The organism is Sulfitobacter rhodophyticola (assembly GCF_041281685.2).
In the GTDB taxonomy this organism is placed as follows: domain Bacteria; phylum Pseudomonadota; class Alphaproteobacteria; order Rhodobacterales; family Rhodobacteraceae; genus Sulfitobacter.
The window spans coordinates 2,336,268-2,357,126 of sequence record NZ_CP166251.2 but is presented as its reverse complement, the minus strand read 5'-3'; the positions used below and the strand labels follow the sequence as shown (position 1 = coordinate 2,357,126).

Annotated in this window: 18 protein-coding genes; 9 read left to right on the top strand and 9 right to left on the bottom strand. The window is 59.1% G+C overall.

Annotated elements, in window-relative coordinates; genetic code table 11:
* Nucleotides 1-19 precede the first annotated feature (19 nt).
* Nucleotides 20-406 carry a VOC family protein gene (locus AB4X18_RS12545; RefSeq protein WP_370400401.1) on the top strand — a complete coding sequence of 129 codons (387 nt, stop codon included), beginning with the start codon at nucleotides 20-22 and terminating at the stop codon, nucleotides 404-406.
* A 210-nt stretch (nucleotides 407-616) separates the two neighbouring features.
* Here the strand turns inward: AB4X18_RS12545 and AB4X18_RS12540 are convergent, their stop codons facing one another.
* The 7 genes from AB4X18_RS12540 to AB4X18_RS12510 are packed head-to-tail and all read right to left on the bottom strand — an operon-like array spanning nucleotide 617 to nucleotide 6,700.
* Entirely contained in the window at nucleotides 617-1,879 is a 1,263-nt protein-coding gene (locus tag AB4X18_RS12540; protein WP_370400400.1) for an ABC transporter substrate-binding protein, read from the bottom strand.
* 16 nt (nucleotides 1,880-1,895) lie between these two features.
* On the bottom strand, nucleotides 1,896-2,852 hold the full coding sequence (locus tag AB4X18_RS12535) for a branched-chain amino acid ABC transporter permease (RefSeq protein WP_370400399.1): 957 nt from the start codon (nucleotides 2,850-2,852) through the stop codon (nucleotides 1,896-1,898).
* Nucleotides 2,849-3,763, bottom strand: coding sequence for a branched-chain amino acid ABC transporter permease (locus tag AB4X18_RS12530; RefSeq protein WP_370400398.1), 915 nt, complete (start codon nucleotides 3,761-3,763; stop codon nucleotides 2,849-2,851). The genes AB4X18_RS12535 and AB4X18_RS12530 overlap by 4 nt, the downstream gene beginning before the upstream one ends.
* Nucleotides 3,760-4,491, bottom strand: coding sequence for an ABC transporter ATP-binding protein (locus AB4X18_RS12525; protein WP_370400397.1), 732 nt, complete (start codon nucleotides 4,489-4,491; stop codon nucleotides 3,760-3,762). Before AB4X18_RS12525 ends, AB4X18_RS12530 begins: the two co-directional genes overlap by 4 nt.
* On the bottom strand, nucleotides 4,484-5,257 hold the full coding sequence (locus AB4X18_RS12520) for an ABC transporter ATP-binding protein (RefSeq protein WP_370400396.1): 774 nt from the start codon (nucleotides 5,255-5,257) through the stop codon (nucleotides 4,484-4,486). Before AB4X18_RS12520 ends, AB4X18_RS12525 begins: the two co-directional genes overlap by 8 nt.
* Nucleotides 5,250-6,326, bottom strand: coding sequence for an aldo/keto reductase (locus AB4X18_RS12515; protein WP_370400395.1), 1,077 nt, complete (start codon nucleotides 6,324-6,326; stop codon nucleotides 5,250-5,252). Before AB4X18_RS12515 ends, AB4X18_RS12520 begins: the two co-directional genes overlap by 8 nt.
* Nucleotides 6,323-6,700 carry a TIGR04076 family protein gene (locus AB4X18_RS12510; RefSeq protein WP_432816650.1) on the bottom strand — a complete coding sequence of 126 codons (378 nt, stop codon included), beginning with the start codon at nucleotides 6,698-6,700 and terminating at the stop codon, nucleotides 6,323-6,325. The genes AB4X18_RS12515 and AB4X18_RS12510 overlap by 4 nt, the downstream gene beginning before the upstream one ends.
* A gap of 114 nt (nucleotides 6,701-6,814) precedes the next feature.
* On the opposite strand from AB4X18_RS12510, the gene AB4X18_RS12505 reads away from it, so the two are divergent.
* Complete coding sequence (locus tag AB4X18_RS12505) at nucleotides 6,815-8,281, top strand: aldo/keto reductase (RefSeq protein WP_370400393.1); 1,467 nt, start codon at nucleotides 6,815-6,817, stop codon at nucleotides 8,279-8,281.
* 47 nt (nucleotides 8,282-8,328) lie between these two features.
* Here the strand turns inward: AB4X18_RS12505 and AB4X18_RS12500 are convergent, their stop codons facing one another.
* Together AB4X18_RS12500 and AB4X18_RS12495 are read right to left on the bottom strand one after the other, a co-directional pair.
* Entirely contained in the window at nucleotides 8,329-9,114 is a 786-nt protein-coding gene (locus tag AB4X18_RS12500) for a DeoR/GlpR family DNA-binding transcription regulator (RefSeq protein WP_370400392.1), read from the bottom strand.
* Between the two features lie 45 nt (nucleotides 9,115-9,159).
* Entirely contained in the window at nucleotides 9,160-9,924 is a 765-nt protein-coding gene (locus AB4X18_RS12495; RefSeq protein ID WP_370400391.1) for an inositol monophosphatase family protein, read from the bottom strand.
* Nucleotides 9,925-10,115: 191 nt separating this feature from the next.
* Here AB4X18_RS12495 and AB4X18_RS12490 point away from each other — a divergent pair, with 191 nt between their 5' ends.
* The 7 genes from AB4X18_RS12490 (at nucleotide 10,116) to AB4X18_RS12460 (ending at nucleotide 20,843) form a co-directional block, all read left to right on the top strand.
* The gene (locus AB4X18_RS12490) at nucleotides 10,116-11,048 is read left to right on the top strand and encodes an ABC transporter substrate-binding protein (RefSeq protein ID WP_370400390.1); all 933 of its coding nucleotides are present in this window, start codon (nucleotides 10,116-10,118) and stop codon (nucleotides 11,046-11,048) included.
* 120 nt (nucleotides 11,049-11,168) lie between these two features.
* The gene (locus AB4X18_RS12485; RefSeq protein ID WP_370400389.1) at nucleotides 11,169-12,182 is read left to right on the top strand and encodes a quaternary amine ABC transporter ATP-binding protein; all 1,014 of its coding nucleotides are present in this window, start codon (nucleotides 11,169-11,171) and stop codon (nucleotides 12,180-12,182) included.
* Nucleotides 12,182-14,173 carry an ABC transporter permease gene (locus AB4X18_RS12480; protein WP_370400388.1) on the top strand — a complete coding sequence of 664 codons (1,992 nt, stop codon included), beginning with the start codon at nucleotides 12,182-12,184 and terminating at the stop codon, nucleotides 14,171-14,173. The genes AB4X18_RS12485 and AB4X18_RS12480 overlap by 1 nt, the downstream gene beginning before the upstream one ends.
* Complete coding sequence (locus AB4X18_RS12475) at nucleotides 14,170-15,045, top strand: phosphotransferase (RefSeq protein ID WP_370400387.1); 876 nt, start codon at nucleotides 14,170-14,172, stop codon at nucleotides 15,043-15,045. The genes AB4X18_RS12480 and AB4X18_RS12475 overlap by 4 nt, the downstream gene beginning before the upstream one ends.
* Before the next feature lie 9 nt (nucleotides 15,046-15,054).
* The gene (locus AB4X18_RS12470) at nucleotides 15,055-17,487 is read left to right on the top strand and encodes a GcvT family protein (protein WP_370400386.1); all 2,433 of its coding nucleotides are present in this window, start codon (nucleotides 15,055-15,057) and stop codon (nucleotides 17,485-17,487) included.
* A gap of 4 nt (nucleotides 17,488-17,491) precedes the next feature.
* Nucleotides 17,492-19,903, top strand: a complete 2,412-nt coding sequence (locus AB4X18_RS12465) for a GcvT family protein (RefSeq protein ID WP_370400385.1) — start codon at nucleotides 17,492-17,494, stop codon at nucleotides 19,901-19,903.
* Between the two features lie 13 nt (nucleotides 19,904-19,916).
* Nucleotides 19,917-20,843 carry a phosphotransferase gene (locus tag AB4X18_RS12460; RefSeq protein ID WP_370400384.1) on the top strand — a complete coding sequence of 309 codons (927 nt, stop codon included), beginning with the start codon at nucleotides 19,917-19,919 and terminating at the stop codon, nucleotides 20,841-20,843.
* The last annotated feature ends 16 nt before the right edge of the window (nucleotides 20,844-20,859 follow it).

The following is a 20,859-nucleotide window of genomic DNA, read 5'->3' as shown; positions in this document are numbered from 1 at the left end:
TGCGAAAAGGGACCCCAAGATGCCAATCAATGTGAAGCTGATCGATCACGTTGTGCTCTATGTTTCGGATATGGAGCGTTCGGTTCAATTCTACGAAACGATTCTGGGTTGCAAGGTGGTGCGACACAATGAAAAGCTGAACCTCGTGCATATGTCAGCGGGCGCGTCGATGATCGATCTGCTGCCTGCCCCTGTGGCGGAGCACGCGGGCCGCAACGTCGACCACGTTGCACTTCAGATCGAACCCTTTGACGCGGACACCTTGATCGCCCACCTGCGCGGCAAGGGCGTTGAACCGACAGCACCTCGTGACCGTTTCGGTGCGGGCGGTACTGGCCCCTCGCTGACCTTTTCCGACCCCGACGGGAACACCATCGAACTCAAAGGTCCGGCGACCTCTGCATGACCACCTGTCAGGGCGTCCGAATAGCAGCACGATAAACGCGTCCACAGGAAGGCGGATGTCGCGGGGATGTCCCATGGCCATCGGACAGCGTACCGAATGGCCATGGCCGGTGATGCATGATCGACATTGGATGAGCCCCCCCGCGGCTTGGCGGACGACCGAATGCAATCACACCTGCATCTTTGCGGTGCGGCCCTTTGGTGCGCCGCCTTACTTCAAGGAGGCGATGAAAGCGTCGACATCGTTCAGTGACATGTACTCGACCTCTGCCGTGCCACTTTCGGTGAAGGACCAGACGACAGCCGGTGCAGATACGTCGCCGTTGGCGTCAAAGCGCACGTTACCTGTCGCGCCTTGGAACATCACTGTGCCGCCCCCGGCAAGGACCTCCTTTGCCATCGCGAAACCCGCGGTGTCGGCGGTGACGGGTGTGCCGTTCGGATCAGTGACGCGCGCGACCGCCGCCGCCACATCCGCACCCGAAGCGCCCTTGCCCGCTGCCTCCATCGCCAGAAGCGCGATCATTGCAGCATCATAGCTGTTGGCAAGGCCGGGACCGTTCGGCTCGGATTCGAAGCGTTTCACATAGGCAGCGCGGAAGGCATCCGCACTCTGCGACCGCGGTGATGCGGTATCCGTACCAAGTGCTGCGCTCAGATACTGCATACCCACGTTATCGCGGAATTCATCTGACTTAAGCGAATTTGCAAGGATCATGTTCTGCGTCCCGCCCAGCGAAATCCACTCGCGCACCGCCGCTGTTCCTTCCGCGGGATAGAGTGCGAGGTAAAGCGCCTCGGGCTGGCTTCCCAGCGCCTCGGTCACTTCCGCGCGGTAGCTGGGTTGGCCATCGTTGATAGCAACCGATGCGGTGACCTCCACCCCGACAGCAGCGAAATCGGCCGCAATCAGGCGGGCCATGTCCTGCCCCCAATCATCATTCTTGTAAAGCACGGCGACGGACTTGTACCCCTTGTCTGCGGCAACCTTGGCACCCACAGCGGATTGAACACCCGTTGTCGCGAATGTGCGGAACCACAGACCTTTGGTCTTACCTTCCTCAGACAGGCCGGTGAACGCGGTGGAGGATGAACAGCACGACATCTGCATCACGCCACTTGGCACCGTCACCGACGTCAGGATCGGCATGGACACACCGGACGACACCGCCCCCAAAAGAACGCTTACCCCTTCAAGATCCACCAGCGCCTTGGCGGCATCGACCCCGACCTTGGGGTCCACTTGCGTATCGCGCAAAACCATCTCGATCTGACAACCGGCGGCACCACCGGCGGCGTTCACCTGATCCACGGCGAACTGCGCGGTTTCGGCAATGGGGCGGCCCCAGTCGACGGATGTCGGAAGCACGGCGCCGATCTTGGTCGTGCAGTCTTGTGCTTGTGCCGCACCCGACAGAAGCGTCATCGCCAGCGCGAGGCCGCATGCAGCCCCCAGTTTTTTCGTGATAGCCATTCTTACGTCTCCCTATTCAACGGATGGGGTTTGTCCCCTTTTGCGATACGACCAACCGCTCCGGCAGAAGCCCTTGGGGCCGCCACATGAGCATGCCGACGATAACCGATCCGATCAGTATGAATTGAACTGAGCCAGTGTAAAGCTGCGCGTCCACCGGCGCAAACCGTGACAACCCCCACCCGGAAGCCGTCCAGGCCCCCCAGATCAGGAAAGCACCGAAGATCGCGCCGCGGTTGTTGCCCGCCCCCCCGACGATCAGCATCGCCCAGATCTGGAAAGTGAGGGTCGGCAAGACATCCTGCGGACTGACAAACGCATAGAATGTGCCATAAAGCCCACCGGCAAGCCCCAGAATGACGGAGCCGGTGACAAACGCCATCAGCCTTACCTTCGCAGGACTCTTGCCAAGGGATTGCGCGGCTTCTTCATCCTCGCGGATGGCGCGCAGAAGACGACCGAAGGGAGAGGCCACCATCCGTTCCAGGAACATGTAAGTGCCGATCAGGATGATCAGGACAAAGGCAAAGAAGAACAGGTTGTAGACAAACCCATCGCCCAGCGCCGCCCGAAGCGGGCGTTCGAACCCGCGTACGCCCTTGGCGCCACCCGCCAGCCATTCCGCATTGCGCATCAGATTTTCAAATGCGACTGCCACGCCGAATGTCGCGATAGCGAGATAATCGTGCCTGAGCCTGAGCGTCAGCAGACCGACGACCCAAGCCATCAATCCCGCCGCCGCCATACCTCCCAAAAGTGCCAGGGGATAGATCAGGCCGTACCCTCCAAGATGGCCCGCCTGCGCCGTCCCACCGAGGATCAGCGTGCCATAGGCCCCTGCCCCGAAAAACGCCACAACACCCCCGTTGAACAGCCCGGTATTGCCCCATTGCAGGTTCAATCCAAGTACAGCAATGGCCAGTATCGACGCGGTTGTGGCGAAGAATACCAGATAGGAGATCACACCGATCATGCGCGCGCCTCTCCGAACAGCCCGTGGGGTCGGATGATCAACACCACAAGTATCAAAAGGAAGGGAACCGATGGCGTGTAGCCCGAAGGCAGCACCACCAGCGCAAGGTTTCCTGCGATCCCGACGATGAACCCACCCAGCACGGCACCGTATACGCTGCCGATGCCCCCGACGATTGTGGCCGCAAAGATCGGCAACACCAGATCCCGCCCCATCACCGGAATGAGTTGATGGCTCAGGCCATAAAACACGCCAGCGACGGCAGCCAGCCCACCACCGATCAGCCAGACCGCCATGATCGTGCGCTGAAGATTGACGCCGTTGATCTGCGCGAGAGATGGATTTTCGGCCACGGCGCGCAGGCTATAGCCAAATGTGGTCCGCGACAGGATCAGATGTAGCACACCCATCAGTACCAGCGCCGCGACAAGAACAAACACCTGATCCGGTTTGACAAGGATCAGCGGATCGCTGCTGAGGATCACGGCAAAAGCAATGTCGCGGGAATAAAGCTCGGGACTGAGGCCAAAGATCAGGCCGATCACGTTGCGAATGACCAACGCCATGCCAAAGCTGGCAAAGACCATCGACAACTCCTGCCCTTTTTCGCGCACTCGTTTGAAGACCAGCCGATCGATCAACAAGGCCGACAGTCCCGTCAGCAGCATCGATATGAAGATCGCTATGATCAGTGCCCAAGTCAGCGACAAGGGCGCCAGTTTGACGGCCAACACCGGCACCAAGGCCGTGACCAGCGCGTCACAGACAAGTGCTGCGTATGCCCCCAACGACAGAAGCTCCGCGTGGGAAAAATTCGCAAACCGCAAGATATGCATAACCAGCGTCAAACCAATCGCCCCAAGCGACAAGTATGACCCGGTCAAGACGCCATCGATCAGATTCTGGATCATGCGGCCCCGATCCGTCGCGCGCCCAGATAAATCTCGCCGACGACCTTGTTGTTCATCAGATCTTTGGCCGCACCATCGATCTGGTTGCGCCCTTCGGCCAGAATGAAGCAATGATCCGCCAGCTGCAGCGCCTGATGGACGTTCTGTTCGACCAGCAGGATAGACACGCCCTGCACGGTCAGGGCGCGGGTATGCTCCAGCACTTCTTGCGCCGCCTTGGGCGACAGTCCGGCCGACGGCTCATCCATCAGGATCAGCTTGGGTTTTGTGGCCAGCGCCATGGCGACTGCAAGAAACTGACGCTGTCCCCCGGACAAGGTGCCTGCCTTGTCGCGCAGCTTGTCGGCAAGTGCAGGGAACTGTTTCAGCAGATTATCGAGGCGCGCCGCGGCGTCAGGACCTGCGCGCCGCAATGCAAGATCGAGGTTTTGACGGATCGTCAGGCTGCGGAAGATGTTGTCAGCCTGCGGGACATAGGCAATGCCTCTGCGCGAAAGCTGATCAGTGGAAATGCCCGTGATGGCAGCCCCGTCAAAAACGATCTGTCCCGCGCTGACCGGTAACAGCCCCGCAATCGCCTTGATGAACGTTGATTTGCCCGCGCCGTTTGGCCCGATGATCAACGTTATCTGCGCAGGCCGGACAGTGAGTGAGACGCCATGCAGGATCGGCAACTCCGGTACATATCCCGCCGTGACGCCTTCGGCTTTCAGAATGGCCTCAGACATCCCCAGGTGCCCCAAGATATGCGTCAAGCAAGACGGGGTTAGCCAAGGCGTCTTCGCTGGTTCCCTCAAAGATGACGCGGCCCCCAGCCAGCGCAATCACCGGATCACAGTGCCGCATCACGAAATCCATATCATGTTCGATGATCACGAAGGTCGTGCCCTGCCGGTTGAGTTCCTCGATCTTGCCGATCAGTGTTTTCGCCAGCACCGGGTTCACCCCGGCCGCCGGTTCGTCCAGAAGGATCACCGCCGGGTCCCCCATCAGGACGCGGGCCAGTTCCAGAAGTTTCATCTGACCACCGGATATCTGACCTGCGGGGTGATCCGCCAAGGCACCAAGCGTGACGAAATCGAGAACCTCAAGCGCCTTTGCGCGGATGCGATGTTCTTCGGTCTTCATCCGGTTTCGGAACAGAAAAGGGCCGGATATGGTTTCCCCGACCTGCCCCATCGGGGCCAGCATGACATTTTCCAGCACGCTCATCCGCGCGAAGGGGCGCGGGATCTGAAATGTTCGCCCCAACCCGCGGGCGAACAGGCGATTGGGAGCGAGGCCGGTCACATCCTCCCCCTCCAGACGCACAGTCCCGGCGTCCGGTTTGAGGGCCCCGGTCAAAAGGTTGAACAGCGTGGATTTGCCCGCACCGTTCGGTCCGATCAGTCCTGTCATTGAACCCTGTCGGATGTTCAGCGATACGCCATCCACCGCTTTAAGCGGTCCGAAACTGCGGCTAAGGCTCTTGGTTACGAGGATCGGTTCAGCCACCGCCCAAGGCCTTGTCATCGGGGCGCGTGTTTAGGTTGTATTTCATGATCCGGCCGTGCCGCCCACTGCGGTCGCGCTCCAGCGCGAAAACGGCGCCCTGCGGTCCCGGCGCATCGATCAACACCGCCTCGATCTGCGCCCGGTCGTCCGCATCCAGCGCAAAACTGAAGACCTCCAGCGTTTGCGGCAGGTGCCGCGCATAGCGCGCGCCAACGATCGCGGCAGCGACCTGCGGACGATCCAGAACCCACCGGGTGGCCACCGATGACAGCGAAACACTGTGTTTGTCGCCCACCGCTTTCAACACAGCCAACAACTGTTGAAATGTCTCCCACGGGCCAAATTCATCAATGATCAGACGATACTTGATCAGACTGCGGTTCTCGAACGCGAACCCTGGATCATCCGCGCCCAACCAGCGTTCGGTCAGAAACCCACCTGCGAGCGTGCCGTAGCACAGCAGTTGCAGTTCGCGCGCGGCGGCCCAGGTGGTCAGCCCATTCTCGGGCCTGCGATCAAGGATGGAATATTGCACCTGTGTGGAAACAACATCGAAGCCTGCATTGAGGAAGGGCTGCGTTTCCGCAACGTCCCAATTGGTCACGCCCAGATGTACGATCTTGCCCTTCTGCTGACACCGCTTGAGCACGTCGAGCCCGGAAAGTGGATCGCCCAGCGTCAGGTCCCACCAGTAAAACTGAACCAGATGTAATTGATCAATCTGAAGCCGTTTCAACGATCGATCGATAATCGCTTCCACATCTTCAGGCTGGATATTGTCCAGCAATCCCAGATCCGGCACCAGCTTGGTGTGAACCCGCACCTGTTCCGCGACTGTTGTCCCCCGGCGGCGGCGCAGATCGCCAATGAAGTCTCCAATCATCTCCTCCACACCGACGTAGATGTCCGCACAATCGAAGGTCGTGATCCCGGCGTCCAGAAACGCTTCCATATCTCGTACGGCTTCGGCCCGGTCCACCGGCCCGTGGTCCCCGGCAAGCTGCCATCCCCCCTTGATCACCCGCGAAATGTCATAATCCGGGCGCAAGGTTGCTTTTTCGACGGTCATTTCCCCTCCGCCTGCCAATAGGGCGTGCCACGCGCATCAGGGCGCCCCGTGGTCGCAGCATTTGTAAACCAGCGTTTCTTCAGTCGGGTGATGCGGAACCGGCCACCGCAATGGGGGTCAGGACAGGCCACTTCGGCATCCGTGCTGACCCAGTCTTCGGGATCGGTCAGGCGCTGCTTGACGGGCAACAGAGGCAGAAGAGCCGCCAAGGCGTACATCGAAAGCCGCGTGCCCGGTTCAAACACCAGCGTCTCCCCTTCAACGACAAAACTCTCCCCCTCGATATGACGGCAGACCGGTGTGCGGCCGTCCAGGACCGTCTCCACTTTCAGATCATGGAGCCAGAACCCGCCGGCCTGATTGCTGTCTTCCATCAACGTCCTTTCCGCTGGACTGACACCAGCGTATGGTCTTATTTGGTCAGGTTATCGGATATGGCTCAACGCTCAAGTGTCATTCGTCCGCGGCCAGATTTGATGGGGACCACCATGACCGATCCGCAGCGGCCAGATCGCCTCCAGCTTTCCAGCAGCCTGAACATATCCCGCGTGCTGACCGGTTTGTGGCAGGTTGCCGATATCGAGAAATACGGCGACGTCATTGATCCTGCGACCGGTGCGGACTGGCTTGATGCCTACGCAAAGCGCGGCTTCGACACGTTCGACATGGCGGATCACTATGGCAGTGCCGAATTGATCGCTGGGCAGCTCATCGCGCGGGGCGGGGCAAGTCGGCCGCTTGCCTTTACGAAATGGTGCCCGGCACCTGGCCCGATGACAGCCGACATCTTGCGCGCCGGGGTCGAGGACCGGCTGACGCGGCTTGGTGTGGATTGCGTTGACCTGCTGCAATTCCACTGGTGGAGCTTTGAGCATCCCGCGTGGCTTGATGCGCTGCACGAACTGGCCCAACTGCGAGACGAGGGGCTGATCGCAGAGATTGGCGTGACCAATTTCGATGCAGCACACGTTCAAGTCGCCTTGTCGGATGGTGTGCCTCTTTTGACCAATCAGGTGTCATTTTCGCTGGTGGATCGCCGCGCCGCAACGGCATTGTCTTCCCTGTGTGGTCGCACCAACCTTAGATTGCTAGCCTACGGAACCCTGTGCGGTGGCTTTCTGTCCGAACGCTGGCTGGATCAGCCGGAGCCACGGGACATCACCGATTGGTCCAAGATGAAATACAAGCGGTTCATCGACGTCACGGGCGGCTGGTCCGCGTTTCAGGGCATCCTTTCCGCCGCCGACGTGATTGCGCAGAAACATGGGGTGTCGATCCCGAATGTCGCGACCCGCTGGGTGCTGGATCACCCTGCAGTCGCAGGCGTCATTGTCGGCGCGCGTCTGGGGGAACGTGTGCACGCCGATGACAACCTGCGGCTTTTTTCCTTTGCGCTGGATGCTGAGGATCAGGCCCGATTGGCAGAAGCTTTTGATCACACGACAGAGGTGCCGGGCGATTGCGGTGATGAATACCGCCAACCGCCCTTCCTGACTGCATCGGGTGACCTGACACATCACCTGCAGACGATGCCAATGCTCCATACCGCTACGATCACACCACACCGCGAAGGCGGGCGACAGGTCCTGAGCGGATCGAAATGGGAAGACATCGCAGGGTATGCCCGTGCACAACGAGTGGGCGATCGCATTCTGATATCTGGAACCACGGCCACGGCAGGGGCAGACCGCATTGTCGCAAGGGAAGACGCGGGCGCGCAGACGACGTTTATCATCGACAAGATCCTCGCAGCCCTTGCTGCTTTGGGAGGCACGGCGAACGACGTGATCCGCACCCGGATCTACATCGTGCATGAAGCGGATGTCGAAGCTGTCTCAAAAGCCCATGGTCGCATCTTTGGCCAGATCAAACCTGCGAACACGCTGGTCGTTGTTGCCGGATTGATCGGAGGATACCGGGTTGAGATCGAGGCAGAAGCCGTCTTGCCGGGCTGATCGAACACCAAACGAAGCCCATCATGCAGCAGCGCCGCACGGCACCCCTACCCAGCAACCCTGATTTCCAACCCTTCCAGGACACCATGGAAAGCGTTCGGAGGGCTGGCATCGGTCACTAGGATGTCTCCTTCAACAAGCTGCGGCTGCCTGAGCGCCGGCTTCCTATCTTGAGGCTGAAATTTCGTTGCATCCACCGCCATGATCGACCGCGCCGCACTGTTCATCATGGCCGTCGCCATATCGACTTCACACTGCTCGTGCACAAGAAACCCTTTGGTGGCATGGATCATCGAAGCCGAGAGCACGCAATAATCCACCTGCGCACGTTCAACGACCTGAAAAGCGGAGCGATCAAATGACGCTCCATCGTGATCCCGCAACTGTGTCCCGGCCATTGAAACGTTGTTGCCCGGTATCATCGCAAGGGTGCTGGCCACGTAGGCGGAATTGGTCACGATAATCAGATCTCTTCTTTGCCTCAGCGCCTGAGCGATGAAGGCAGAGGTTGATCCGGTATCAATCGCAACGCTGTCCCCATCCTGAATGACCGCGGCGACCTCGTTTGCGATTGCCATCTTGGCCGCGCGATTAAGCGACATGCGCGACAGGAAGGGTGGGTCAAGCGCCGATTTGGTCGATACCAGTGCGCCGTGAACCTTGCTTAATACGCCCCGTTCTGCCAATGGACGCGTCACCCGTCGGATGGTCTGGTCCGACACACCAAGGATTTGTGACAGTTCCTGCACCGACACCGTCCCCATCATGTCAACGGTCCGCACGATTTCATCGGTGTACTTGGACATGCCGCTGGGTGTCTTAGACCTGTTCACGGGCATCTCCATGTCTCATCTGATGGGGCAAGTTCGCACTCATTTTCAGTTCACCAATGCGACCAGTTCCGCAAGCAGCTCAGGCGTTGCAGCGGTAAGTGTTCGGCCGCCCGAGTTGATCGTCAAAAGTTTCCCTTGCCAGTCCGTCATCCGTCCCCCCGCTGCCTCCACAACCGCACTGACCGGAAGATAGTCATAAGGCTGAAGATCAAAATCCACCACGGCATCAGCATGGCCGCTTGCCACAAGCGCATGGGGATAGCAATCCGCGGACAAGCGCCGTAGGGATCCAGCGACAATCAATCGACTGAACACTTCCGGCTCTTGCGCCGCCAGCTTGTCCCCTTCGTTGATGAACAACCGCGCGTCCGCGAGGCGTGCGCACCCGCTGGTTGCAATTGGCGTCCCGTTCAAGGTCGCACCAAGGCCGTGCCCACCTGCGTAACGCTCTTGCAGGGCCGGCATATTGATGACGCCAAGCTGCGCGGCACCGTCACGGACATAGCCAAGCAGCATTCCGAACAAGGGCAGCCCTGTGAGGAAGGACCGGGTCCCATCGATCGGGTCCACGATCCACATGTCTCGGGCGTCACCGGTCTGGCCGAACTCCTCCCCACAGATGGCCTCTCCGGGGTGATGTTTTTCAAGCGCAAGTCGGATCGCACGTTCGGTTGCCTGATCCGCAATGGTGACCGGGCTTTCGTCAGGCTTGGTCATGACATCAATCGGCTTGCGAAAATGGCTCATGACAACGCCGGATGCGGAGGTCACGATCATTTGTGCCAGTTCAAGTCGCTGTTTCAGATCCATTTGGGTGGCCCTGTATCGAAGTTTTCCGCCCACCAAACCTAGGCAGAGTACGATGAAAGGCTACACATTTCGACCATTTATGTCGATTTTTGTTGATATTGAGTTCAATAATTGTTGAATTAACCTATCTGAACGGTGCCAAAGACGCCGACCTGGCGCAGCGCACCGACGCATTCTGGGGAGTTAAACAGATGAAATGCCTGCCACTTTTGAGCGCTGCAATTCTTGTTGCGGCACCGGCCTTCGCCGAGGATTCGAGCGATCCGCTAAAGCTGACCCTGCATGACTGGTCCGGTCAATTGATTACGACGACCCTGATGGGTGAAGTGCTCAAGGCAGCAGGTAACAACGTCGAATACGTGCAAGCCGACTACATCGCGCAATTTGCGGGCCTAAAGACCGGCGATTTGCATCTGGCCATGGAGATCTGGGAGACCACCGGTCGCGAAGCGCTTGATGAAGCGGTGGGGACCGGCAACGTGGTCAACTTCGGCGAAACGGGTATGAACGCAATCGAAGAATGGTGGTATCCCGCCTATATGGAGGAGCGTTGCCCGGGATTGCCGAACTGGGAAGCGCTGAATGATTGCGCATCCGAATTCGCCACGGCAGAAACGGCACCTCTTGGACGCTACCTTGGTGGTCCGGTCACCTGGGGCGGTTTTGATGATGAGCGTGTCGAGGCCCTGGGCATGGATTTTGAAGTGGTGCATGCCGGAACGGATGCAGCACTTTTTGCAGAGCTTGAAGCGGCCTATCAACGCCAGGATTCAATCGTGCTCTGGGTCTATGCGCCTCATTGGGCACCGGCCAAGTACGATGGCAAATTCGTCGAATTTCCGCCCTATTCGTCCGAATGTTACAATGACCCCTCTGTCGGCTTGAATCCGAACGCCGCCTACGACTGCGGGAAACCGACAGGGCCGATCTGGAAAGCAGGCTGGGCGGGCCTTGCCGACAAATGGCCGAACGCTGCCAAAACGATCGAGAATTTCAGCATATCGAACGAAGACATGGGCGCGATGGTGGCAGATGTCGATTTGAACGGCAAAACCGTGGATGGCGTGGTAGCGGCCTGGATGGATGCCAACAAGGGCGTCTGGCAATCCTGGATCGCCAAATAAGGCTGCCACAAAAAGATGGCCGCGGTCTTTGGCGGCCATCATCTACCCTGTTTCTGTACTATAGTGTCCTTGCCAAGCTGCTTTTTGCGAGCGGCTCAAGATGCTGCGCCTGAGGTCTGAATGCATAAACCTGTCATTCTTGATTGCCGACACGTCTGGAAACTGTATGGCGCTGGCGCAGAGGACCTGTTGGCATCAGGCCGACACCCGGACGCCGCAACGTTGAAAAACGCCGGGGTCATCGGTGCGGTTCAGGACGTGAACGTACAGATCCACCAAGGTGAGATTTTCGTGATCATGGGTCTTTCCGGGTCGGGTAAATCCACATTGGTGCGGTGCCTGTCCCGGCTGGTCGAACCCACAGCGGGGGAGATCGAATTCGACGGCCAGAACCTGCTTGCCGCGTCCGATGCCGAGTTGATCGAGATCAGGCGCAAGAAGATGGGCATGGTGTTTCAGCAATTCGCGTTGATGCCACATCTGACGGTCCTCGAAAATGCCGCCTTTCCGCTTGAGATACAGGGCGTAGGCAAGGACACGCGGCTGGCGCGTGCCCGCGAGGTGATTGAACTTGTGGGGCTCAAAGGGCGCGAAGCCTACTACCCGCGGGAGCTTTCGGGCGGCCAGCAGCAGCGCGTCGGCATCGCGCGCAGCCTCGCCGTTGAACCTGACCTGTGGTTCCTTGATGAGCCGTTTTCAGCGCTCGACCCGCTGATCCGGCGCGAGATGCAGGACGAGTTCATGCGCCTGCAGAACATGCTGAAAAAGACCATCGTCTTCATCACCCACGACTTTGACGAAGCGATCCGCTTGGCGGATCGTATCGCGGTGATGAAGGACGGCAAGATCGAACAGATTGCCACACCGGAAGAACTGGTTCTCAACCCTTCTACCGATTACGTCGCGGAGTTCACGCGACATGTTGCACGGGCCAAGGTCATTCGTGCCGAAAGCCGGATGGAGCCTGCCAACAGCCCCTCTTTTGCCGGCGAGGTGTCCCACAACGCGACGATCGAAGCGATTGCAGACGCGGTCGAAGCAGCCGACGCGCCCTTGAAGGTCATGAAGGACGGACACGTCATCGGGCAGATTACATCAGCAGCCGTGATCGACGTGCTGGTCGGGCGGGACTGATGACGGGGTTAGCAAAACACCTTACCACTGGGCGATTGTTCTGGGGCGGGCTGTTCGCCGTGACGTGGGTTCTTTCGCAGTACTCGTTTCAGCTTTACAAGGCACTGGATGCCCGATGGATCATCCGGTTCCCAAAGCAATACCAATTAAACGTCGATGCCTGGATCAGCAGCTTTCTGGACTGGCTGGTGAACTCGGCCAATTTCTGGCTGTTCTCGTTTCGCGACCTCACCCGTGCCATCGCCTTCCTGATCGAGGTCCCCTATCAATTCCTGCGCAATCTGCTGATCGAGGGCTTTCAGTCGGGTCTGGGTGATGAGGCTGTGCAAATCGCGCCGTCGCTCAGCTGGATCGCTGTGATCGCCATCGCCGTGCTGGTTGCGCGCTATGCCCGCGACAGGGCTTTGGCCGTTCTGGTGGGGGCGTGTTTTCTATACCTCGCCATGTTCGGCCAATGGGAAAGCGCGATGATCACCCTCGCGTCGGTTCTGGTGGCTGTGCCGATTGGGGCGATTGGTGGCTTGGCTTTGGGTATTCTCGCCTACAAGGTCGCTTGGGTCGAAAAGGCGCTGCGGCCAATCCTTGATCTGATGCAGACCGTTCCGGTTTTTGCCTATCTTGTGCCCATTCTGATCCTGTTCGGCTTCGGTCCTGTATCGGCCCTGGTGGCAACGGTCATATACGCCATGCCGCCCATGGTGCGGGTCACGGTCGTAGCCCTGCAAAGCGTGCCTGAAGAATTGATCGAGGCGGGCCGGATGAGCGGGTGCAAGCCCCGGCAGATGACGTGGAAAGTGTTGGTCCCTGCCGCGACTCCTACGCTGATGGTGGGTGTCAATCAGGTCATCATGCTGACACTGAACATGGTTATCATCGCCTCGATGATCGGCGCCGGGGGGTTGGGTTTTGACGTGCTGGCCAGCCTGCGCAGGCTCGATATCGGTGGCGGTATCGAAGCGGGCCTTGCCATCGTGGTGATGGCCATTGCACTTGACCGGGCATCGCAGGCATTCTCCGAAAGACGGATCAGAACCATCCGGAACGGCAGCTTGATCCAGCGCCACCCTTGGCTGACCACAGGGCTTGCCCTCATCATCGGCACCTTGATCCTCGGACAGTTTGCACCAGCCGTCCAGACCTATCCGGATGCCTTGAAGATCACGACAGGGCAATTCTGGTCCAGCGCGATGGAATGGATCAACATCCACTTCTTCGATACTTTCGAAGCGCTCAAGACCGTTGTGCTGAAGGGGCTGCTGCTGCCCGTCAAGAAGTTCTTCGCAGGCATACCCTGGGCTTGGGGCATCATCGCGATTGGACTGATTGCGGGTCGCGTGGCCGGTTGGAAACTGGGTGTGGCGGCGGCACTGATGATGGGTTTCATCGCGGCATCGGGCCTTTGGTCCAAGGCGATGGTGACCATTTATCTGTGCGGCGTGTCGGTCTTTATCGCCGTGCTGATCGGCATACCCCTTGGCATCTGGGCGGCGGAACGCCCCAAGGCGGGCCGCATCATCCTGGGATTGATGGACACCCTGCAGACCTTACCCTCTTTCGTGTACCTGATCCCTGTTGTCATGCTTTTCCGCGTGGGCGATTTCAGTGCGATGGTCGCCGTCATTCTTTATGCACTTGCCCCGGCGGTCCGGTATGCCGCCCACGGGGTCCGCGAAGTCCCCGAACAATTGATCGAAGCCGCGCGCATGATCGGCTGCACGCCGCGCCAGTTGCTGTGGCGGGTGAAACTCCCGCTTGCGACGCCGCAGCTTTTGCTGGGGCTCAACCAGACGATCATGCTTGCCCTGTCGATGCTGGTGATCACCGCGCTCGTCGGGACGCGCGATCTGGGGCAGGAAGTCTATATCGCGCTGACAAAGGCAAATGCCGGGCAGGGTATCGTCGCAGGTCTGTCCGTTGCCTTTATCGCCATTGTCGCCGACCGGATCGTCAACGCATTGGCCGAACGCAAAAAGCACAGGTTGGGATTATGAGCCAGTCCGCCACTTCCAAGGCAGCGCAACTGTCCTGTTTCGCAAACCCGACCGACATCATTCAATTGGGCGGCGGGATCACCAACGTCAACCTGAAGGTCACGGATGGCGACAGCCAGTACGTGGTGCGCCTTGGTGCAGATATCCCTGAACATGGTGTGCTGCGCTGGAATGAACTGGCCCTGAGCCGTGCAGCCGAAGCGGCAGGCATTTCCCCTGCCGTTCATCACCATGAACCCGGCATCCTTGTTCTGGAATTCATTGAGGCCGACACCTTCACAGAAAGCGATGTGCGACATCCCGGCAATCTTTCGCGTGTCATTGACCTGATCAGGACCGCCCATACAAGCCTTGCGGCGCATCTGATGTCGCCGGTGCTTGCGTTCTGGCCGTTTCAGGTAAACCGCACCTATATCACCCGGTTGCGGGCTGACGGATCGACCCACGCGCGGCATCTGCCCGCGATCCTGTCAGACCTCGAAGCGTTGGAAGCCGCAACAGGCCCGGTCACCATGGCAATCGGACATAATGACATGCTCGCGGCGAACATCCTTGATGATGGATCAAGGCTTTGGCTGATCGACTGGGAATATGGCGGCTTCAATACGCCATTGTTCGATCTGGCCGGCATGGCAGGTAACAACGGCCTGTCAGAAGATCAGGAGCGCACTGCGCTGGAACAGTATTTCGGGACGCCCGCCGATCAACACTGGCGGCCGTATCAAGCGATGAAATGCGCATCACTGATGCGGGAAACGCTGTGGTCAATGACCTCTGAAATCCACTCCGATCTTGATTTTGACTACGCCGCCTACACGGCTGAGAACATGGATCGGCTGACTGCCGCCCTGCAAGATTTTCGCAATGCGTAAGGACCTGACATGACGCTTCCTGCTTCGTCAAAAACGATCATCGTCGGTGGCGGCATCATTGGCTGCTCAACCGCTTATCACCTGGCGCAAATGGGCCAGGAGGTCCTGCTGCTGGAGAAAGCCGCGCTGACGTCCGGCTCCACCTGGCACGCAGCGGGGCTCGTCGGGCAGTTGCGTTCAAATGCGAACATCACGCAGCTTCTGGGATATTCCATTGATCTTTACGACAGACTGGAAGCGGAAACAGGACTGGCGACGGGGTGGAAGATGAACGGCGGCCTGCGGTTGGCCTGTAATCAGGAACGCTGGACGGAGGTAAAGCGGCAGGCAACGACGGCACATTCGTTCGGCCTTGATATGCAGCTTCTCACGCCGCAAGAGGCACAGGATCTGTGGCCACTGATGGACATCGGCGATGTGGTTGGGGCGGCGTTTCTGCCCACGGATGGACAGGCAAGCCCCTCAGACATAACCCAGGCTCTGGCGAGAGGAGCGCGTGCCAACGGCGCAAAACTGCTTGAACAAACCCCGGTGACGGAAATCCTGACAGATCGGGGCCAGATCACCGGCGTGCGCACCCCGCAGGGTGATGTGGCTTGCGAAAAACTGGTCCTGTGTTGCGGGCAATGGACCCGCGAGTTGGCCAAGACCATCGGCGTTACGGTGCCGCTGGTATCGGTGGAACATCAATACATGCTGACGGAACCGTTCGATGTGCCATCGGATCTGCCAACCCTGCGCGACCCGGACAGATTGACCTACTACAAGGAGGAAGTTGGCGGATTGATCATGGGCGGCTATGAACCCAACGGCATCCCATGGGCGAAGAACGGTATTCCCGACCCCTTCGACTTCCAGCTTCTGGAATCCAACTTCGATCACTTTGAACAGCTGATTGAACTGGCCCTGCCCCGCGTACCGAAACTGGAAACGGTCGGCGTCAAACAACTGATCAACGGACCCGAAAGTTTTACACCGGACGGTAACTTCATCCTCGGCGAAGCCCCCGAGATACGCAACGTCTTCATCGGCGCGGGGTTCAACGCCTTCGGCATCGCATCTGGGGGCGGTGCCGGAATGGCCTTGGCAGAATGGGTTGCGAATGGCGAACCGCCCTATGATCTGTGGGCCGTGGATATTCGCCGCTTTGGTCGTCCTCACACGGATACGGAATGGGTCCGCGCCCGGACGCTTGAGGCATACGGCAAACACTACACGATGGCATGGCCGTCCGAGGAACATCAAAGCGGTCGGCCCTGTCGGCGCTCGCCACTTTATGACACGCTGAAGACGTCCGGCGCCGTCTTCGGTGAAAAGCTGGGTTGGGAGCGTCCAAACTGGTTTGCCGAAGCGGACGAGGAACCGTGCGATATCTACACCTTCGAGCGCCCGAATTGGCACGGCCCGGTCGGGCGTGAACACAAGGCGGCGCGTGAAAGCGCTGTGCTGTTCGATCAGACCTCCTTTGCCAAGTACACCCTCAAGGGACCAGACGCCGAAGCCGCGCTGCAATGGATCGCGGCCAATCGCGTCGACAGACCGGTGGGTGCCATTATCTACACCCAGATGCTCAACGATCGGGGCGGGATCGAGTGTGATCTGACCTGCGTGCGGACAGGATTCGACGAATACTACATCGTCACGGGCACAGGCTATGCCACCCATGATTTCGACTGGATCAGCCGCAACATCCCTGACGGCATGAACGCGCAGCTTGTCGACGTGACATCCTCCAATGCAGTTCTGTCACTGTTCGGCCCAAAGGCGCGGGATATACTGGCGGCTGTCACGACCGATGATGTCAGCAATGCCGAACATCCCTTTGCCACCGCCAAACAGATCGGCATCGCGGGCTGCCCCGTTCTGGCGCTTCGGATCACCTATATCGGGGAACTGGGCTGGGAACTGCACCTGCCGTCTGAATATGCGGTTTCCGTCTACACCGCACTGCACAAGGCCGGAGCCGCACATGGGATGCGCAATGGCGGCTATCGCGCGATTGAGACGCTTCGGCTTGAGAAAGGGTATCGCGCATGGGCGTCCGATATCGGCCCCGATCACACCCCGGATGAGGCGGGGCTCGGCTGGGCGGTCAAGCTCAGGTCAAATATTCCCTTCAAGGGTCGCGAGGCTGTCGCGGCGCAACGACAACAGGGGCTGAAGAAGATCCTTGCGACCTTCACCACCGATGCGGCAGCGGTCCTGTCGGGACGGGAGACGATCTATCGCAACGGCGAACGCTGCGGCTGGCTCAGCTCGGGGGGATACGGCCACACACTGGGGCAGTCGATTGGTCTTGGATACGTGCGGTCGGATGACTGGATAGACCGGGATTATGTGCTGAGCGGTCAATATGAGCTGGAAGTCGCGACCGAGCGTGTCCCGGCACAGGTGACGCTAGCACCCCTTTACGATCCCGAAATGGAGCGTGTGAAGGCTTGAAGCCATGGAAAAACATTCCGCAAAGCATCTGATTATCGGCGGCGGCATCATTGGATGCTCCATTGCCTATCATCTGACACACAGGGGCGAAAAGGACGTCGTCCTGCTGGAACGTGCCGGGCTGACGGAGGGGGCCACGTGGCATGCCGCCGGATTGGTGGGGCAGCTGCGGTCTTCGCGAAACACCACACGGATGCTGCAGAAATCCGTCGCGATGTATGACCGTCTTCAGAACGAAGATGGGTTGCAATTCGACTGGAAGAAAACCGGATCCTTGCGATTGGCGGCAACCCGCGATCGTTTGCTGGAAGCCAAGCGGCTTGCGACGATGGCACGCAGTTTCGATCTTGAAATGCAGATCATCTCTCCTGCGGAAGCCAAAGCGTTGTTTCCCCTGATCGATACCACCGGTCTGGAAGGCGCCGCGTTCATTCCATCGGATGGCCATGTCGATCCTGCCTCCCTTTGTCAGGCCATCGCAGGTGCCGCGCGCAGGCAAGGGGCCGACATTCGGCAGCATGTCGAGGTCACAGACTTCAAAGTGACCGACGGTCGCGTCAGGTCAGTCATCACGTCCAAAGGCACATGGGAGGCTGGCACCGTCATCCTCGCTACGGGCATGTGGAGCCGCGAGTTGGGCGCGAAGCTGGGCATACGCGTGCCTGCCTGCGCGGTCGAGCATCAGTACATCGTCACCGAGAGCACAGGAGAGGAGATCGGCCACTACCCCACGCTGCGAGACCCGGAACGGTTGGTTTATTACAAGCCGGACGTTGGAGGGCGGCTTGTTGTCGGGGGTTACGAAGACAATACGGTACCGTTTGGTGATCCCGCGATAGCGGGGCAATTCGTACGGCAACTGCTGCCGGAAAACCTTGATCGTTTCCTGCCCCTTGCAGAACGTGCCGGGCAGGTCACACCGATCCTGAATGATGTCGGCATCCGGCAGGTGATAAACGGGCCAATCCCCTACTCCGCGGATGGGGACTTCGTGATGGGTTGGCAGCCGGGTTTCGATAATCTGATGCTGGCAACCGGGTTTCTTTATGGCATCGCAGCCGGGGGCGGCGCGGGTGAGATGATCGCGGAATGGGTGGTTGACGGTGCCCCTTCGCTTGATCTCTGGCCGCTTGATGTGCGGCGTTTCGGCCCGCATCACGGCACCCGCGCCTTCATGTACCCACGCGCCGTCGAACATTACGCACATCACTACAAGATGCGGTATCCCGGTCAGGAACATGAAACCATTCGTCAATTGCGCCTGTCTCCCCTTTATGACCGACTGAAAGCGGCGGGCGCGGTCTTTGGCTCCAAGAACGGTTGGGAACGCCCGCTGTGGTTTGCCCCCGATGGGATAGCACCGGTCGACCAGCTTGATTTCCTTGATCCGGGATGGAAGCGATATGCCGCCGGGGAACACAAAGCCGTGCGGGAACGAGCCGCCCTGATCGACCAGACCAGCTTTGCCAAGTTTGATATTCTGGGCGCTGGCACCCTGTCGGCGCTGCAACGGCTGTGTGTCTCCAACATGGACAAACCCAAAGGCGCGATCATCTACACCCAGATGTGCAACGATGCCGGAGGGATCGAGGCTGATGTGACCTTCATCCGGCTGGGTCCGGACCATTTCCGAATGATTACCGGATCGGGATTCGGTGTGCACGACAGTGACTGGCTGGCGCGCAACCTGCCGGACGACGTTCATGTGGTTGATGTAACCAGCGGATATGCGGTGCTGAACCTTGTCGGCCCCCTGTCCCGCACCGTGCTAAAGGCAGCATCCGAAAGCGACGTATCAAACGCCGCGATCCCGTTTTCATCTGCACGCGAGATCATCATCGGCGCGGCCCCCGTTCTGGCGGCGCGGATCGGCTATGTGGGCGAAATGGGGTACGAACTGCACATTCCGACGGAATACGCAGCGCATGTCTATGACACGCTTTGGAAGGTTGGACGGCCACACGGCATTGCAAACGTCGGCTATCGCGCCATCGAAGGGCTTCGCATGGAAAAGGGGTACGTTTATTGGTCTGGCGACGTCTCGCCGGACTATACACCGATAGAAGCAGGTCTGGGGTTTCGAGTGCACCTGAAATCAAAGGGCGACTTCAAGGGCCGGAAGGTATTGGAGGCGCAAAGAAGAGATGGTCCGACGCGCAAACTATGCACCTTTATCAGCGATGACCACCTCCCGCTAACGGGGGGCGAGGCGATCCTGATGGGAGAGGCGGTTGTCTCCTTGGCCACGTCCGTGGGGTTTGGGTACATGGTCGGCAAGACAATCCTGCGCGGATATCTGGACGCCGCGCATTGGAATTCGACCGAGTTCACGCTCGAGGTCTTTGGGGACCGGCACCCGATTACACAGGTCGAAGGCCCTGTCTACGACCCTGAAAACAAGAAGCTCAAAGCATGAACGGGAGAGGATGATGTCAGAACACGCAAAGAAAGTCATGGCCGCCTTGCGTAAGGCACCAGCGTTCAAGAGTATTGTGAACGCAGACCAGATTACCCGGCTGGGCGGATTGACCAATCTTGTTCACCGCGTCGATGTCGTCGGCCGTTCCGTCATCGTGCGCATCCCCGGTGAGGGCACAGAAGCCTACATCGACAGGGCGGTGGAACTTCACAATGCGAAAGCTGCCGCACGGGCGGGTATCTCTCCGGAAGTGATCTATGGCGAAGCGGAAAGTGGGTTGATGATTTCCGAAGCGGTCCCGAATATCGAGACGATGACCCCGGAGTTGTTTGCGTCCCGCGAAGGATCGCCTGCGCGGGCCGGTGTGGCGCTGTCGAAGTTGCACAATTCCGGTGAGACTTTTGATTTCCGTTTCGAGCTCTTCTCGATGATCGACGACTATTTGAAAATCCTGTCAACGAAAGACGTGGAATTGCCTGACGGCTACCATGACGTGGTCGCTGCCGCGAAACCCGTCAAGGAGGTGTTGGCCAAAGCCGACCTTCCATTGGCCCCCTGTCACTGCGACCCACTGTGCGAAAACTTTCTCGACGATGGCAAGGTGATGTGGATCGTTGATTGGGAATACTCCGGCATGAACGATCCGCTTTGGGATCTGGGAGACCTTTCCGTCGAGGCAGGCATGACCGACAGGCAGGATGCAGAGATGATGGCGGCCTACTTCGGGCGCGCGCCAACACCGGCAGAGACAGGTCGAATGGTGATATACAAAGCGATGTGCGACCTGCTTTGGACGCTATGGGGCCTGATCCAACTGGCAGATGAAAACCCAGCCGAAGATTTCTGGGCCTATGCAACCGGCCGGTTCGATCGGTGCAGGAAATTGATGCAGGACCCCTCTTTTCAACGCCACCTTGAAGCGGTGCGCGATCCTTGAGCTAAACCCGGTTCTG